This window comes from Vreelandella nanhaiensis, assembly GCF_003990185.1.
Classification (GTDB): domain Bacteria; phylum Pseudomonadota; class Gammaproteobacteria; order Pseudomonadales; family Halomonadaceae; genus Vreelandella; species Vreelandella nanhaiensis.
The window spans coordinates 152,311-165,919 of record NZ_RZHF01000005.1 but is presented as its reverse complement, the minus strand read 5'-3'; the positions used below and the strand labels follow the sequence as shown (position 1 = coordinate 165,919).

The 13,609-nt window shown below is 56.6% G+C and carries 13 protein-coding genes; 10 read left to right on the top strand and 3 right to left on the bottom strand.

Translation table 11 applies throughout. The annotated features are described in order from the left end of the window. Window positions 1–11: 11 nt before the first annotated feature. From ELY38_RS04380 to ELY38_RS04360, 5 genes are read left to right on the top strand one after another with little or no spacing between them, the layout of a single operon-like run. Complete coding sequence (locus ELY38_RS04380; RefSeq protein WP_246009066.1) at window positions 12–689, top strand: NADH-quinone oxidoreductase subunit K; 678 nt, start codon at window positions 12–14, stop codon at window positions 687–689. Further along, window positions 686–2,176 (top strand): complex I subunit 5 family protein, encoded by a 1,491-nt coding sequence (locus ELY38_RS04375; RefSeq protein WP_127060283.1) that lies wholly within the window; start codon window positions 686–688, stop codon window positions 2,174–2,176. Before ELY38_RS04380 ends, ELY38_RS04375 begins: the two co-directional genes overlap by 4 nt. Continuing rightward, window positions 2,173–3,678: a complex I subunit 5 family protein gene (locus ELY38_RS04370; protein ID WP_127060282.1), complete on the top strand. Its 1,506-nt coding sequence runs from the start codon at window positions 2,173–2,175 to the stop codon at window positions 3,676–3,678. The genes ELY38_RS04375 and ELY38_RS04370 overlap by 4 nt, the downstream gene beginning before the upstream one ends. After that, window positions 3,675–5,444 carry a proton-conducting transporter transmembrane domain-containing protein gene (locus ELY38_RS04365; RefSeq protein WP_127060281.1) on the top strand — a complete coding sequence of 590 codons (1,770 nt, stop codon included), beginning with the start codon at window positions 3,675–3,677 and terminating at the stop codon, window positions 5,442–5,444. Before ELY38_RS04370 ends, ELY38_RS04365 begins: the two co-directional genes overlap by 4 nt. Further along, a complete protein-coding gene (locus ELY38_RS04360; RefSeq protein WP_127060280.1) occupies window positions 5,444–6,439 on the top strand; it encodes a YihY/virulence factor BrkB family protein in 996 nt (331 codons plus the stop codon). The genes ELY38_RS04365 and ELY38_RS04360 overlap by 1 nt, the downstream gene beginning before the upstream one ends. Before the next feature lie 34 nt (window positions 6,440–6,473). Here the strand turns inward: ELY38_RS04360 and ELY38_RS04355 are convergent, their stop codons facing one another. Next, window positions 6,474–7,883, bottom strand: a complete 1,410-nt coding sequence (locus ELY38_RS04355) for a PhoH family protein (RefSeq protein ID WP_127060279.1) — start codon at window positions 7,881–7,883, stop codon at window positions 6,474–6,476. A 179-nt stretch (window positions 7,884–8,062) separates the two neighbouring features. After that, window positions 8,063–8,932, bottom strand: coding sequence for a LysR family transcriptional regulator (locus tag ELY38_RS04350; RefSeq protein WP_127060278.1), 870 nt, complete (start codon window positions 8,930–8,932; stop codon window positions 8,063–8,065). Window positions 8,933–9,056: 124 nt separating this feature from the next. Here ELY38_RS04350 and ELY38_RS04345 point away from each other — a divergent pair, with 124 nt between their 5' ends. Both ELY38_RS04345 and ELY38_RS04340 read left to right on the top strand, forming a co-directional pair. Beyond that, window positions 9,057–9,923, top strand: coding sequence for a cation diffusion facilitator family transporter (locus ELY38_RS04345; protein ID WP_127060277.1), 867 nt, complete (start codon window positions 9,057–9,059; stop codon window positions 9,921–9,923). A gap of 112 nt (window positions 9,924–10,035) precedes the next feature. Further along, complete coding sequence (locus tag ELY38_RS04340; RefSeq protein WP_127060276.1) at window positions 10,036–10,305, top strand: hypothetical protein; 270 nt, start codon at window positions 10,036–10,038, stop codon at window positions 10,303–10,305. 75 nt (window positions 10,306–10,380) lie between these two features. On the opposite strand, the gene ELY38_RS04335 is transcribed toward ELY38_RS04340, so the two are convergent. Beyond that, a complete protein-coding gene (locus tag ELY38_RS04335; protein ID WP_127060275.1) occupies window positions 10,381–10,566 on the bottom strand; it encodes a DUF3008 family protein in 186 nt (61 codons plus the stop codon). A 123-nt stretch (window positions 10,567–10,689) separates the two neighbouring features. Between ELY38_RS04335 and ybaK the strand changes: the two genes are divergently transcribed. From ybaK to ELY38_RS04320, 3 genes are all read left to right on the top strand, one after another. Continuing rightward, entirely contained in the window at window positions 10,690–11,157 is a 468-nt protein-coding gene (gene ybaK / locus ELY38_RS04330; RefSeq protein WP_127060274.1) for a Cys-tRNA(Pro) deacylase, read from the top strand. Window positions 11,158–11,261: 104 nt separating this feature from the next. Beyond that, window positions 11,262–12,659, top strand: a complete 1,398-nt coding sequence (gene dbpA, locus ELY38_RS04325) for an ATP-dependent RNA helicase DbpA (protein ID WP_127060273.1) — start codon at window positions 11,262–11,264, stop codon at window positions 12,657–12,659. A gap of 63 nt (window positions 12,660–12,722) precedes the next feature. Then, window positions 12,723–13,598: a PA4780 family RIO1-like protein kinase gene (locus tag ELY38_RS04320; RefSeq protein ID WP_127060272.1), complete on the top strand. Its 876-nt coding sequence runs from the start codon at window positions 12,723–12,725 to the stop codon at window positions 13,596–13,598. The last annotated feature ends 11 nt before the right edge of the window (window positions 13,599–13,609 follow it).

Here is a 13,609-nt window from a genome sequence, read left to right as displayed (position 1 = left end):
TAGCAAAGGCAGTGATAACGTTTTTTGATGGTGTAGAAGTAGGGTTAGCGCTCTGTATGGTGACAGCAGCGCTGTTTTGTTTATTTGACCGTCATTTGCTGCGTGCCTGCTGTTTTTTTGTGGGATTTGCTCTTTGTATGGCGCTTGCCTGGTTAATACTGGAAGCGCCCTGGCTCGCCGGTGTCGAAGGACTGATAGGGGCGCTTTTAACCGCACCGTGCCTGTTTTATGCCTTGGGCAGCTTTTCGCACGCCGCCAAGCTGCCGCCTTATGATCACATCAGAGAACCACTTTCTCGCGGTGTCATACGCACACTATTGGCGCTCGCCTGGTGCCTAATGGTGGGTGCGACCGTGCGTTTTATCTTTCCCGAAATGGTCTATTCGCCCACCGAACATCCACTGCTATTGGCCGGTATCGTAATGATCGCCACGGCGATGGGGGCTTTTGCCTGGCACCGCCATTTGGTACGGCGTCTGCTTGCCTTTAACGTAATGGGCTCAGGTGTATTCCTGCTGCTGGCGGGGCTTGCGGGAACGAACGCGCAAGGTCAGGCGCTGATTACGGTTGGCTTGGTGGTTGCCTGGTTAGGTTCTCTTTTGGGCGCCCTGGTGATTCGCAGGCTCTACCAGTTGGAAGGGCAGATCGCCTTGTCGGGCGAAAGCGCGCTGAAGGAGAAAGGCAAATGACGTGGCGCTTTGGCCTGGTAGAAAGCACGTTTACACCCTTGCTCACCAGCCATTGGGCGTTGGCGGCGGCTCTGTGCCTGCCACTTCTGTTCGGCGTCCTGGCGGCCATCCTTCCCCCCAGACGTATGTGGCCCGTTGCATTGGCCTGCCCCCCCATACTCGTCGCTGGCTTATATCTGTTAACCGATACCCTGCACGCGGGCCTGCTACGCTGGCAGTGGGAGTTCTTCGGGGTGAGCGTAGCTTTGCGCCTGAATGGGCTGAGCATACTGCTGCTGTTATTAACCCAGTGGATGGGGGCTGCGGCAGCTCTCTATACACCTGGCCTGCTACGTATTTCAGAGCCTGAACGTTTCGCACGCTGGCTCTGGCCGTTAATGGGAGTAGTGACAAGCGCACTGTCGCTTGCCTGGCTGGCAACCGACCTGCTCACGCTTTATATCGCCCTTGAGATGATGGGGCTGGCGGCAGTTGCTATGCTGCTGCTTTCCGGCAAGGCGGCCGCGCTGCAAGCGGGGATGCGCTATCTGCTGCTGACGCTAGTGGGGTCACTTGCCTATCTACTGGGTGTCGCTCTGATAGTCGGCTATTGGGGGCGGCTTGATTTGGCCGGGCTTGCCCAAGTGATGGAGCCAGGACCGGTTGCCTGGATGGCAGCGGCGCTCATGGGGGCCGGCCTTGCCTTGAAGGCAGCCCTGTTTCCACTTCACGGCTGGCTCTCCCCGGTGCACGCCAGTGCCTGGACGCCGGTAAGCGCGCTGCACGCCGGTCTGGTCGTCAAGGCATCGCTGTTCGTGCTGCTTCAGCTGTGGAGCCTATTGTTGCCGGATGCCTTCTGGGCACCCCGCTTGATTGCCTGGATGGGAATGCTGGCCATTATATGGGGTGGGCTAATTGCCTGGCGTGCCGAGTCGTTGAAAACGCTGGTGGCCTCATCTACCGTCGCACAGTTAGGTTATCTGATGGTGGTGTTTCCCCTGTTGATCGGACCGGATACGAGCCCGCTTGCCCGCGCGCTTGCCTGGGAAGGGTTCTGGCTGCAGCTAATGGGCCACGCGCTGGCCAAGGCGGCGATGTTCATGTCGGCCGGTAATTTGATTCTCGCGACCGGCGAAACCACGTTAAAAGGACTTGCCGGTACCAGCCGCCGCCTGCCGCTCTCATTATTAGTTTTTGGGGTGGCTTCGGTAACGCTCATGGGGCTGCCGCCCAGCGCGGGCTTTACGGCGAAATGGCTGCTGTTACACGCCATGGTGGTCTCCCAACAGTGGTTGGCGGTTGCCGCGTTACTGGTCGGCACGCTGTTGACGGCAGCCTACATTTTCCGGTTTTTTCGCTATTCGTTTATGGAAACAGCCCCGCGCCAGCGTTATCAGCCCCTTGCCCCCGGTATGGACATGATTGCGCTTTGTCTGGCTTTGGCGGCATTTGTGCTAGGGCTGCTTGCGCACTTCCCGCTAGAACTCCTCCAAGGAGGTAGTGCATGAATGCTGCCTGGCTACCCCTAACGGCAATAGCCGCTTCATTGCTGGCTGCGGTCATCATCTTTACGCTACCCGAAGACGCCAGGCGCCTGCGCACCAACATTAACCTGCTGGCCGCGGTGATCAAGATCACGCTGGTTGCGCTGATGGTTAGACGAGTGGTGCAAGGTGATGAGGCCATTTTCAGTTTTCAGATAGTGGGCTCTATCGATTTTGTTCTGCGTGCCGATGCCCTTGGCGTGATGTTCGCCGGGCTTTCGTCGGTGCTATGGCTATGTACCACGGTATACGCCATTGGCTATCTGGAAGGAACCGCGAACCGTAAACGCTTCTTTGGCTTCTTCAGCCTCTGTGTGGCAAGCACGTTAGGCATTGCGCTTGCGGGCAACCTGTTTACCTTTCTGATTTTCTACGAAATGCTGACGCTTTCCACCTATCCGCTAGTCGTTCATTCAGGGACTGACAAGGCGCTGAAGGCGGGGCGGGTTTATCTGCGCTATACCCTTACTGCAGGTGTCGTGCTGCTGTTTGGGGTAGTGCTTCTGTATAGCTTCACGAGCGAGCACTCGTTTGCCTCCGAGCGCGGTTTGGGGGATTACCTGGGTGATCACCGAACGTTACTCACCTTTATCTTTGCCCTGTTAGTCGGTGGATTTGCCGTCAAGGCCGCTATGGTGCCGCTGCATGGCTGGTTGCCTCGGGCAATGGTGGCACCCGCACCGGTTAGTGCACTGCTGCATGCGGTAGCCGTGGTCAAGGCGGGTGCTTTTGGCATCTTGCGAATTATTTACGATCTTTACGGCATTGAGTTAAGCGTTGAGCTGGGTGTGACCACAGCGCTGGCCGTGGCGGCCTGTATCACCATAATTTATGGCTCATTGCGTGCCATCGCGCAGCAGGAGTTAAAACCCCGGCTTGCCTTTTCCACTATCAGTCAGGTGTCGTATATCGTGCTTGGAGTTAGCCTGTTTGGCCCTTTCGGCACGATAGGCGCGCTTGCCCACTTGCTGCATCAAGGGTTGATGAAAGTGACGCTGTTTTTCTGTGCAGGCATCTACGCAGAAGAGCTAGGGATTCACCGCATTGATGAAATGAATGGCGCTGGCAAACGCATGCCACTTACCAGCCTGGCCTTTACGATAGGGGCCTTGGGCATGATTGGCCTGCCGCCGGTGGCAGGGTTTATCACCAAGTGGTATTTGGGGATCGGCGCCATTCAGGCCGAGATGTACTGGGTAGTAGCCGTGCTGGTGGCAAGCAGTACCCTCAATGCGATCTATTTTTTACCTATTGTGCACCGCCTGTGGTTTCGCGTGGGGCCCGCCCATGGCCATGGCACCTGGCCAAACGAGCAACGCCTGGGGCGCCTGGAAACCCACGGCTGGCTGCTCTGGCCGACTGTTTTTACCGCGGTGATCAGCCTTGCGGCGGGATTGCTTGCCGGGCTGCCGTTTAGCCCGCTTGATTGGGCGACCCGGGTCGCGGTGGGGGAGTATCTGCAATGATTAACCTGCTGTTGATATTCGCGCTTTGCTGGCCACTGTGTGTCGCCCTTGCCGGTGTCTGGCAGGCATACCGTGCCCCCGCATCCCAGCGGCGCTATTTATCCTGGTGGTGGGTGAGTGCTGCATGGCCATCGTTTTTATTGGCTTACGCAGGCGAAGCACAGTGGGTAATCGATATCTGGATGCTGGGGGGGCAGTGGTCGCTCGATGCGCTTAGCCGCCCCTGGCTTGCCTTTACCACGCTGCTGTGGAGCTTTGCCGCCGTGCATGCCCGCGGTTACTTGGCAAAGGAGCAGGCCAAGGCACAGGTTGGCGATAGTAGTGCTGAGCGCCGTTTATTGCGTCTAACGCTTTTATGGCCGCTCACTTTGCTGGGTAATGTACTGCTGATTATTGCTCAGGATATCGCCAGTTTTTATCTGGGCTTTGCGCTGATGACGTTTGCAGCCTATGCCTTAGTGGTGCATACCGGCACGGATGAGGCGAAGTTGGGAGCCCGGGCCTATTTGATTATGGCCGTGCTGGGGGAGGGATTAATCCTGGGTGGACTGTTATGGGCGGCAGGCGTCGCGCAGAGCGTGCTGCTTGAGGGCGTACGTGAAGGCATCGCTAGTGCTGAGCACGGTGCACTCATGGCGGCCCTGCTCTGGCTTGGGTTGGGCGTTAAAGCGGGCGTTATTGGTCTGCATGTATGGCTGCCACTGGCGCACCCGGCCGCCCCGGCACCGGCCAGCGCCGTGCTAAGTGGCGCAATGATCAAGGCGGGGCTGCTGGGCTGGTTATACGTACTGCCTTTGGGGGAGACATCACTTTCGCCTGAACTAACCCGGTTGGGAGAGATCATGCTGATCGCCGGGTTAGCCGCAGCGTTTGGCGCAGCGCTCTATGGGGTTTGGCAGCGTCATCCTAAGGCGGTACTGGCGTATTCAAGCATAAGCCAGATGGGTATGCTGACTGCCATGGTTGCCATGGGGCTCGCCGCGCCCGAAGTGTGGCCTTTGCTACTGCCGGGCGTAGTGCTGTTTGCAGCCCATCACGCCCTTGCCAAGGGCGCGCTCTTTATGGGTACCAGCATCAGTGAACACCTGCCTCGCTGGCCAACAGCGCTCGTTTGGGTCTTGCTGGCACTGCCTGCCGTATCGCTTACCGGGGCATTTGGCGCAGGCATGATCAGCAAATGGACCGTAAAAAGCGCTTTATATGAGATGCATCACGAGTCCTTGATTACGCTGTTAACTTGGGCCGCTATCGGCACCTCGGCGCTGGTAAGCGTGAGTCTCTGGCGCCAGTGGCAACAGCGCCATGCAGGCGGCAGTCATGCAGCGCAGTGGGGCGCTTGGCTTGCCGCGCTAACGGCAGCTCTTGTGACACCGCTGTGGCTACCGCTTCCTGAGGGCAGTGTTGCTCTACCACCGCTAAAAGAGTGGATCAGCCTGATGTGGCCGCTGCCGGTGGGGGTAATGGCGGTATGGCTTGGCGGGTGGCTAACGCGTCATTTACGCATTGGCATACCGCCTGCCGGCGATTTATGGTGGCTTTATGCTTGGCTTGCGCAAAACGTCCTGGTAGCCATAAGGGGGGTGGGGCAGTGGTGTAATGGTATTAAAGCGGCGAGTGTTAATGCCACTTTAGCCATTGAAAAGCGGGTCATGGGGCGCTTAACTCAACTAACGGCGGTGGAAAGCTGGATGCGCCACCATACGAGCGGTTTGATGATGGCGCTAGCCGTCGTACTGGCACTGTTGCTAATTTGGGAAGGGGCGTAATGAGTCACGGGAATTCACCGAACCATCGAGGACGGCGTGCCGAGAAGCCAGAGGAAATTACGCGCCGGGGGTGGTCTGATATCGTGTGGCGTATGCTGCGGGCCGCCAAACGCGATCGTATCACCATCCTTGCAGCAGGCGTTGCCTTTTATGCGCTGCTTGCCCTGTTCCCTACTATAGCGGCGGTCATTTCACTATGGGGACTGCTATTTGATCCAGTGGAAGCGGGACAGCAGCTTTATGAGATAAGCCGCTTTATGCCACCCGACGCCGCCAACCTGATTGATCAGCAGGCGCAGCAGGTAATTGAGAGTACGAAACCCGGTAGTGGCATGGCGGCGCTGATAGGGTTGTTGGTCGCCATGTTTATTGCTTCCAAGGCGGTAGGCGTACTGGTGATTGGGCTTAATGTAGTGTACGGCGAGCGGGAGAAGCGGCCGATTTTTTGGCGTGGTGTGGTGCTTACCCTGCTGACCTTCGGGCTGATTGGTATGACGCTGCTGTCGCTTGGCTTTATCGCGGTGGTGCCTGCCGTAGTAGACAGCTTAATGATTGAGTCGCCTGTAGATAGCGTGCTGAAGTGGCTACGCTGGCCGGCGCTGCTCATCATCATGAGTTTCTTGATTGCCTTACTATATCGCTTCGCGCCCTACCGGCGCTCGGCACAGTGGCGCTGGTTAAGCTATGGCACGATGTTGGCGACGCTATTGTGGCTGTTGGGGTCGGGCGGGCTGTCACTTTACGTGCGCTACTTTTCAAGTTTCAGCGAGCTGTATGGCTCCCTGGGCGCCGTGGTGGCACTGATGATGTGGTTTTGGCTTTCTGCATTTGTGGTATTACTTGGCGCAGAAGTAAATAGTGAGATGGAGCGCCAAACCTATAGGGATACCACCGTAGGTGAGGAGCGTCCGCTAGGTGAACGTGAAGCCTTTGCCGCCGATACGATAGGCATTGAAAGCCCTTGGAATGACGAAGAAGAAACCCGCCAGCGCTAGGCGGGCGGGTTTGTGTTCGCTCAAAGCCTTCAGATTACAGCAATTCTTCGGCGGCCAGGGCCAAGCGCGAGCGCTCTACGCTTTTCAGGGTGATATGGCCTGCGTGGGGCCAGTCACGAAAGCGCTCCACTACCGCCGCCATGCCGCAGGTGTTGGCGGTGAGGTAGGGCGTGTCGATCTGGCCGACGTTGCCTAAACAGACAATCTTGGTGTTACGCCCGGCCCGGGTCACCAGTGATTTAAGTTGTTTGGGGGTAAAGTTTTGTGCCTCATCGATAATCAAAAAGGTGTCGTTCAAGGTACGTCCGCGCATAAAGCTGGGTGAGCGAATTTGTACCCGCGAGCCAATCAGCTGGCGTGTGGCGCCGTTATCCCACGTTGATTCACCCTCCTCGTTGCGTAGCAGGTTATCCATATTGTCGTGGAAGGCACCCATCCACGGCGACATTTTCTCCTCCTCGGTGCCCGGCAGAAAGCCGATATCCTCGCCCATGGGAATCGGTGCGCGGGTAAATACGATCCGTTCGAACAGTTTGGCGTCCAGGGTTTGCTGAAAAGCTGCCGCAAGCGTCATGAAGGTTTTACCCGTCCCCGCATTGCCAGCTATAGTCACCAGGTCAATGTCCGGATCCATTAGCAGGTTAAGAGTAAAATTCTGGCGGCTGTCGTGGGCATGAACCCCCCAGACACCCGCATGGTGGCGATAGTTGGTCAACAGCTGCAGGCGAGCGGAAGAGGAGGAGAGCTCGCGAATAATGGCTTCAAACTCGGCGCCGTTTTCGCTATCGGATACCAGCATGCCCAAGTGCCAGTGGCGGGGCATATCACCACTTAGCTGATAAAACGTCTGGTGACCTACGCGCTCCACAGTGACATCGACATTCAAGGCTTCCCAGAGTGACGCACCGTCATGCCCGGCTTCGGCATATATCTGTGCGCCTTCGATCATGGCATCACTGTCTGAGAATGCCCGGTCGTTAAGGTAATCCTCCACGGGCACCTTGAGTGCCGCGGCTTTTACGCGCAGGTTAATATCTTTGGTAATCAGAATGACGGATGCGTCAGGGCGCTCATCGCGCAGGCGGCAGGTTTCAGCCAAAATGCGGTTATCGGGGCTATCGTCTAATGCGTCAAGCGGTTTCAGGTCGTTGTAACACAAAAAGTGCAGGTGCCCCGTTTCCCCACTGATCCGGGGGATGGGAATGCCGCGTTGAATTTCGTCAAAAGTGACTTGGTTAGTGAGGTCAGAGAGCGTACGGCTGATTTGCCGCGCCGTACGGGCGATTTCCCGAATTCCGTTTTTGTGCTTATCCAGCTCCTCAAGGACAGTCATGGGGATAACCACGTCATGCTCGTCAAAGTGATAGAGCGCAGCGGGGTCATGAATCAGAACATTGGTGTCCAGGACATAAAGCCTAGTCGCTTTCTTATCGAGTCTTACCATCGTGGATATAACTCCTTGGTTGACGGCAACATCGACACTGGCAGTTACATCTTACGCCTAGATGACACTTGCCTGTGTCGTTTCTCTGGCGTGTCCTTGAGTCTCCTTCTGTGGCACTTTTTTATAGCGTGGAAGGCAATTGTGTTTTTTTCCACTGCTATATTTCAATAGCGTTTCGATCAGCGGGTATTCCCCAGAAAGCGTGCCACATTATTTAGCAGAGCGGTCGCGACAACGCCTAGATTTTCGCCTTCAACGTAGCGGTAATAATGGCTGTCCAGCGCAAGATCATGGTTTAACGTGCAAAGCCGTTTACTTTCCAGCGCTTCCTTGACCAGTGGGTGGGGCAGTAGCGCCCAGCCTGTTCCGTTAATCACCGCATCGCGAATTACCTCAAACATGGTGAAACCCAGGTAGTTAGCGGAAAATAGCGCCTCGCTAACCAGTTTGTCCTCCTGTATGTGGGTCAGGCATACCTGGGTATACTGGGCCAGATCATCACGGTTAACGTTGGGTAACCTGCTTAACGGATGTTGGGGCGAGGCAACCAGGCGCATGCCCACCGGGGCTAAATTGGACGCGTTGGCCACCACGCCTTCAGTGGTATAAAGGCCAAAGGCGATATCCACGGTCTGGCGCAAAATAAACTGGCTGTGTTCCTGAGGAGGAACGAGATAGACCGATATCGCGGTGAGTGGGAATTGCTGTTTTAGATCGTGCATCACCTGACGCCAGAACGCCTCAGGCAAGGCATCGTCGCGAGCGATGCACAGCTGATTCTCGACACCTTGCAAATGCTGGTGGCAGTGTTTCTTGATGCGGCTGGCGCTGGTCAGCAGCCGGTAGCAGTCGGGGAGCACGCTTTCCCCCACTGCCGTAAGCGTCAGGCTATTACCCGAGCGCTCGAACAGCGCCACCCCTAGGCTGTCTTCCAGCGCATGGACAGCTGCGCTTAGCGTGCTACGTTTTATGCCTGACTGCCGGGCCGCCGCGGCAAACGAACCATGCTCGGTGACCTCAACAAACGCTTGAACTTGTTCAGCACGCATAGCGAAGCCTCAGATTAAGCGCCAACCTTTTTAGCGCTGAGCGATTCGTTTAACGTTAGCACACACGCTAATATGCGGCACGTTTTTCTACTTACTTATTCCACCTTGATATGGAGTTTTCAGCGTGACCCCCTTTATTGCCGAGCGCCGCGCGCTTAGATTTTCAGCCATTTCGGCAAGCCTTTTTGCGCTATCTGGCTTGGTCTTGGGATTGGCCAGCGGTTCAATCACCATTTTGTTCGATAGTGGCTATTCGCTATTGAGTCTTGCCCTGGCATCGCTTTCCCTGCTCGCCTTGCAACATGCCCGTAAACCGGCGGATGATCACTACCCCTTTGGGCGGCTGACGGTAGAACCGCTAGCCGTGCTGCTCAAAGGCGTGGTGATTGCGCTGGTGTGTCTATTTTCGCTGGTCTCAGCGGTGTGGAGCCTGCTTAAGGGCGGGCGTATGGTAACGCTCGATCTTGCCATGCTGTTTAGTATCGTGAATGTCGCCGGCTGTTTATTGACCTGGCGTTGGTTGAAGCGCTACGCCCGTATTGCCCAATCGTCGTTGCTGGCGGCCGAGTTGCGCCAGTGGCAGATGGACACGGGCCTGAGCGCAGCGGTCATGTTCGGCTTTGCGCTGACTTGGCTGCTAACCCTGACCCCTTGGGCCAGCTACGCGCGGTTTGCCGACCCAGTAATGGTACTGATTATCGCGGGCTACTTTTTGCCCATGCCGGTCCGTATGGTGCGCGGGGCGCTGCGCGAGCTGATGTTTGGCGAACCCATGGGCAGCATTCGTCAGGACATGGTAGAGGAAGTCGCTGATTTTGATATTGCCAGTGACGATGTGCGCCTGGCTCAGGTGGGTAGTTTCCTGATGGTGGATATACAGCTCGACAAACAGCAAATAGACGATGCCGAAGAAATTGTGGAAAGCGTTGAGCAGCATTGCATACAGCGTAATTTACGCCCCATTACCAGTATCACCTTGGTTACTACGTAAGCCGCCCCATAAGCCTGCAAGTAAAAAGATTGACGTTATGAGAGCGGAATGCTATCTAGCGCTACCGACAAATGATGTCGGCCTTACATTGCATTTTGAGGGTTTACAAAACATGCCACTGCGCCGCTGTTTGCCCGTGCTGCTTGCGACCGTTCTGGTTGCTGGCTGCGCAAGTTCTACTGTTGCTCCCCGCTACACGACGAATAATCCCGATGTGATCCGGATTGGTGGGGAGCGCCCTGCCAATGCCGACCCGCGTACAGAAGACGCCGGTTCCTACTGCATGGAAACCGCCGAACGCTGGAACGAGCATGGCCGCACGCCGGATGGCCAAACGCTGTGGGCTAAAGACACTCTGCGCCGCGTCGTGCCCTGCCAGTAAAAGCAAACCTGTAGTCAGCATAACGCCAGCTCGATAAGCTGGCGTTATGCTGTAAAGCGGTAACATCCATGGTATTTAATCACCTTTCTTCTGTGGTTTACCTTTACGCTGGGTGCTTGCCATCTCTTCAAGCTCTTTTTCGCTCATCGAGTCATACATCTCCTTGGAAGCATCATAAAGCTCGCTTGGCTTGGTCTCCCCACGCTTGGCGGAAAGCGCGGCACCTGCTGCTTTTTGCTGGGCTTTCGATGTAGCTGGCATAATAAAGCTCCTGTCAATTGACTTCCCTTTAGGGCTTACGCTATTTAGCCTAGCAGGCAGGGACAGGCTTTCCAGAGCCCTCCATGAGCGCTGCCCATTTTTACTAATAATTAAGAGAGCATCATGACACCAGCCATCAACACGGCAAAAAAAGCAGGTATCCCGTTTGAAATTCATGAATACCATCACGATGCGGCAGCAGAGTCCTACGGCCTGGAAGCCGCTGAAAAATTGGGGGTAGCCGCCGAGCAGGTATTCAAAACCCTAGTCGTGACGCTGGATGGCAAGGCGCTTGCGGTAGCCATCGTGCCGGTCACCATGCAACTGGGCCTGAAGCAGATTGCCAAAGCCGCTGGGGCTAAAAAGGCCGTGATGGGGATGCCTGCCGAGGTTGAGCGCGCAACCGGTTATGTCTTGGGTGGGGTAAGCCCGCTGGGGCAGAAAAAGCACTTGGCCACCTATATTGATGCTTCGGCTGCAAGCTTTGGCACTATATTTGTCAGTGCTGGGCGGCGCGGCCTTGAAATCGAGCTGACGCCAAGTGATCTGGCAGCCCTTTGTAAAGCTGGCTTTGTGCCCCTTGCGGTATGAGAAGCACGCAGAGATAGGCACTTTCTGGTATGGTGCTTCCCATTAATGTGTATTCTTGTTAGTTATTTTTTTACTGGCCGTTGAACGGCCCTGCAGGTCCTATTGTGTCAGACGCTTCCTTCTCATCGCTTGCCTTGCCGGCAGCGCTGCTTACCAACCTTGAATCGCTGGGTTATCACCAGATGACGCCGGTACAGGCCCAAAGCCTGCCGCCCATGCTTGCCGGGCGCGATGTCCTGGCGCAGGCCAAAACCGGGTCGGGTAAAACGGCAGCGTTTGGTTTAGCGTTGCTTGCCGAGCTACGCGTTGAGGCGTTTGCCGTGCAAGGCTTGGTGCTTTGCCCCACTCGTGAGCTTGCCGATCAGGTCGCTGAAGAGCTTCGTCGCCTGGCGCGGGCCATGGCCAACGTCAAGATATTAACACTTTGTGGCGGCGCGCCGTTTGGCCCCCAGCTCGCTTCACTGGAACACGGCGCGCATATTGTGGTGGGTACGCCTGGACGTATCGATGAGCACTTGCGCAAAGGATCGCTGACGCTTGGTTCGCTGCGTACGCTGGTGCTGGATGAAGCCGATCGCATGCTGGATATGGGCTTTCAGGCGACGCTGGATGCGATCATTGCGGAAACTCCGGCCGACCGCCAGACGCTGCTGTTTAGCGCAACCTTCCCCGATGAGCAGGAGGCCGGTGGGCTCGCTACCATGACGCGTGGCGTCATGGTGGACCCTGTGACCGTGAAAGTGGCCGAAATGCATGATGCCACCACTATTGATCAGCACTTCTATGAAGTTGCCAACGAAGATGCCCGCTTTGCCGCGCTCAAGCAGCTGCTGCTGGTCAACCGGCCTACCACCAGCGTGGTGTTTTGCAACACCAAGCGTGAAACCCAGGCGGTGGCCGATAGCTTGGTGGATTCAGGATTTAGTGCCGTAGCGCTGCACGGTGATCTTGAGCAGAAAGATCGCGACCGAATTTTGATACTCTTTGCCAATCAGAGCGCATCGATCCTGGTGGCGACTGATGTAGCGGCCCGTGGGCTGGATATCGCCCAGTTGGACGCTGTGTTTAACTACCAGATTGCCCGCGAACTGGATGTTCACGTTCACAGAGTAGGGCGCACTGGGCGCGCTGGGGCAAGCGGTATCGCCTGTACCCTGGTCACGCCTCAGGAAACCTATCGCCTGGAGCGCCTGTCGGATCTTCTGGGCGAGCCGCTGACGACTGAGGCGTTACCCAAGGCAACCCACGCAGCACCTTTTAAGCCACCCATGGCCACACTGCAGTTAGCGGGCGGCAAGAAGGACAAACTGCGTCCAGGCGATATTCTGGGCGCGCTAACCGGCGATGGCGGGCTCAAGGGGGATCAGGTGGGTAAGATCAAGGTGCTGGCGCGCAGTGCGTATGTGGCCGTCACCTACTCAGCCGTTGACAAAGCGCAGGCCAAGCTTGAGCGCGACAAGTTAAAAGGGCGGGCCTTTCGCGTTCGCCGGATTCGTTATTAGACATCGCCGGTATTCGATAGTGTTAGCCGTGCCTACTCATCAAAGGAGCCATTGCAGCTACCCATGAAGACACCCAAACGATTACAGCCCCTGGTCGATGACGGCCTGATCGATGAGGTATTGATGCAGTTGATGAGCGGCAAGGAAGCGCAGGTTTTCGTTGTACGCTGCGGGGATGATGTCCGTTGTGCCAAGGTATTCAAGGAGGCCAAGCAGCGCAGTTTCAAGCAGGCGGTGCAGTATCAGGAAGGCCGCAAGGAGCGTAATAGCCGCCGGGCCCGGGCCATGGCCAAGAAAACCCGTTACGGTCAGAAAGAGCAGGAGCAAGCGTGGCTAACTGCCGAGGTGGACGCGCTCTACCGGCTGGCGGCTGCTGACGTGCGTGTGCCCAAGCCTTACGGCTTTGTAGATGGCGTGCTGCTGATGGAGATGATTACCGACGCCCAGGGTGATGTAGCGCCGCGTCTGGATGATGTCACGCTTACCGAAGAACAGGCGCTTCGCTACCACGCCAAGGTGATCCAGGACGTGGTACGCATGCTGTGTGCAGGCTTGATTCACGGCGATCTATCCGAATTCAACGTGTTGGTGGATGCCGAAGGGCCGGTAATTATTGACCTGCCCCAGGCGGTCGATGCCGCTGGCAACAACAGCGCAGCCGTCATGCTGGAGCGCGATGTGGACAACATGCGCGCCTACTTTGGCCGCTTTGCGCCCGCGCTGTTAACTACCCACTACGCCAAGGAAATGTGGGCGCTTTATGAAGCGGGCGAGCTGCATCCGGATAGCCAACTCACCGGGCAGTTCGATTTTGATAACCATATAGCCAATGTCGACGAGCTGATGGCCGTGATTGACGACGCCAAGGAAGAAGAGGCTGAGCGTCAGGCGCGGATGCGCGACGACGATGACAGCGACGAGATTCCCCAGCCTTACTAGGCTCTGCTGCT

What these genes read in the sequence shown, in the direction of transcription:
- ELY38_RS04375 (WP_127060283.1), top strand. Translation starts at nt 686, where the DNA reads ATGACGTGGCGCTTTGGCCTGGTAGAAAGCACGTTTACACCCTTGCTC.
- ELY38_RS04370 (WP_127060282.1), top strand. Translation starts at nt 2,173, where the DNA reads ATGAATGCTGCCTGGCTACCCCTAACGGCAATAGCCGCTTCATTGCTG.
- ELY38_RS04365 (WP_127060281.1), top strand. Translation starts at nt 3,675, where the DNA reads ATGATTAACCTGCTGTTGATATTCGCGCTTTGCTGGCCACTGTGTGTC.
- ELY38_RS04360 (WP_127060280.1), top strand. Translation starts at nt 5,444, where the DNA reads ATGAGTCACGGGAATTCACCGAACCATCGAGGACGGCGTGCCGAGAAG.
- ELY38_RS04355 (WP_127060279.1), bottom strand. Translation starts at nt 7,883, where the DNA reads ATGGTAAGACTCGATAAGAAAGCGACTAGGCTTTATGTCCTGGACACC.
- ELY38_RS04350 (WP_127060278.1), bottom strand. Translation starts at nt 8,932, where the DNA reads ATGCGTGCTGAACAAGTTCAAGCGTTTGTTGAGGTCACCGAGCATGGT.
- ELY38_RS04340 (WP_127060276.1), top strand. Translation starts at nt 10,036, where the DNA reads ATGCCACTGCGCCGCTGTTTGCCCGTGCTGCTTGCGACCGTTCTGGTT.
- ELY38_RS04335 (WP_127060275.1), bottom strand. Translation starts at nt 10,566, where the DNA reads ATGCCAGCTACATCGAAAGCCCAGCAAAAAGCAGCAGGTGCCGCGCTT.
- ybaK (WP_127060274.1), top strand. Translation starts at nt 10,690, where the DNA reads ATGACACCAGCCATCAACACGGCAAAAAAAGCAGGTATCCCGTTTGAA.
- ELY38_RS04320 (WP_127060272.1), top strand. Translation starts at nt 12,723, where the DNA reads ATGAAGACACCCAAACGATTACAGCCCCTGGTCGATGACGGCCTGATC.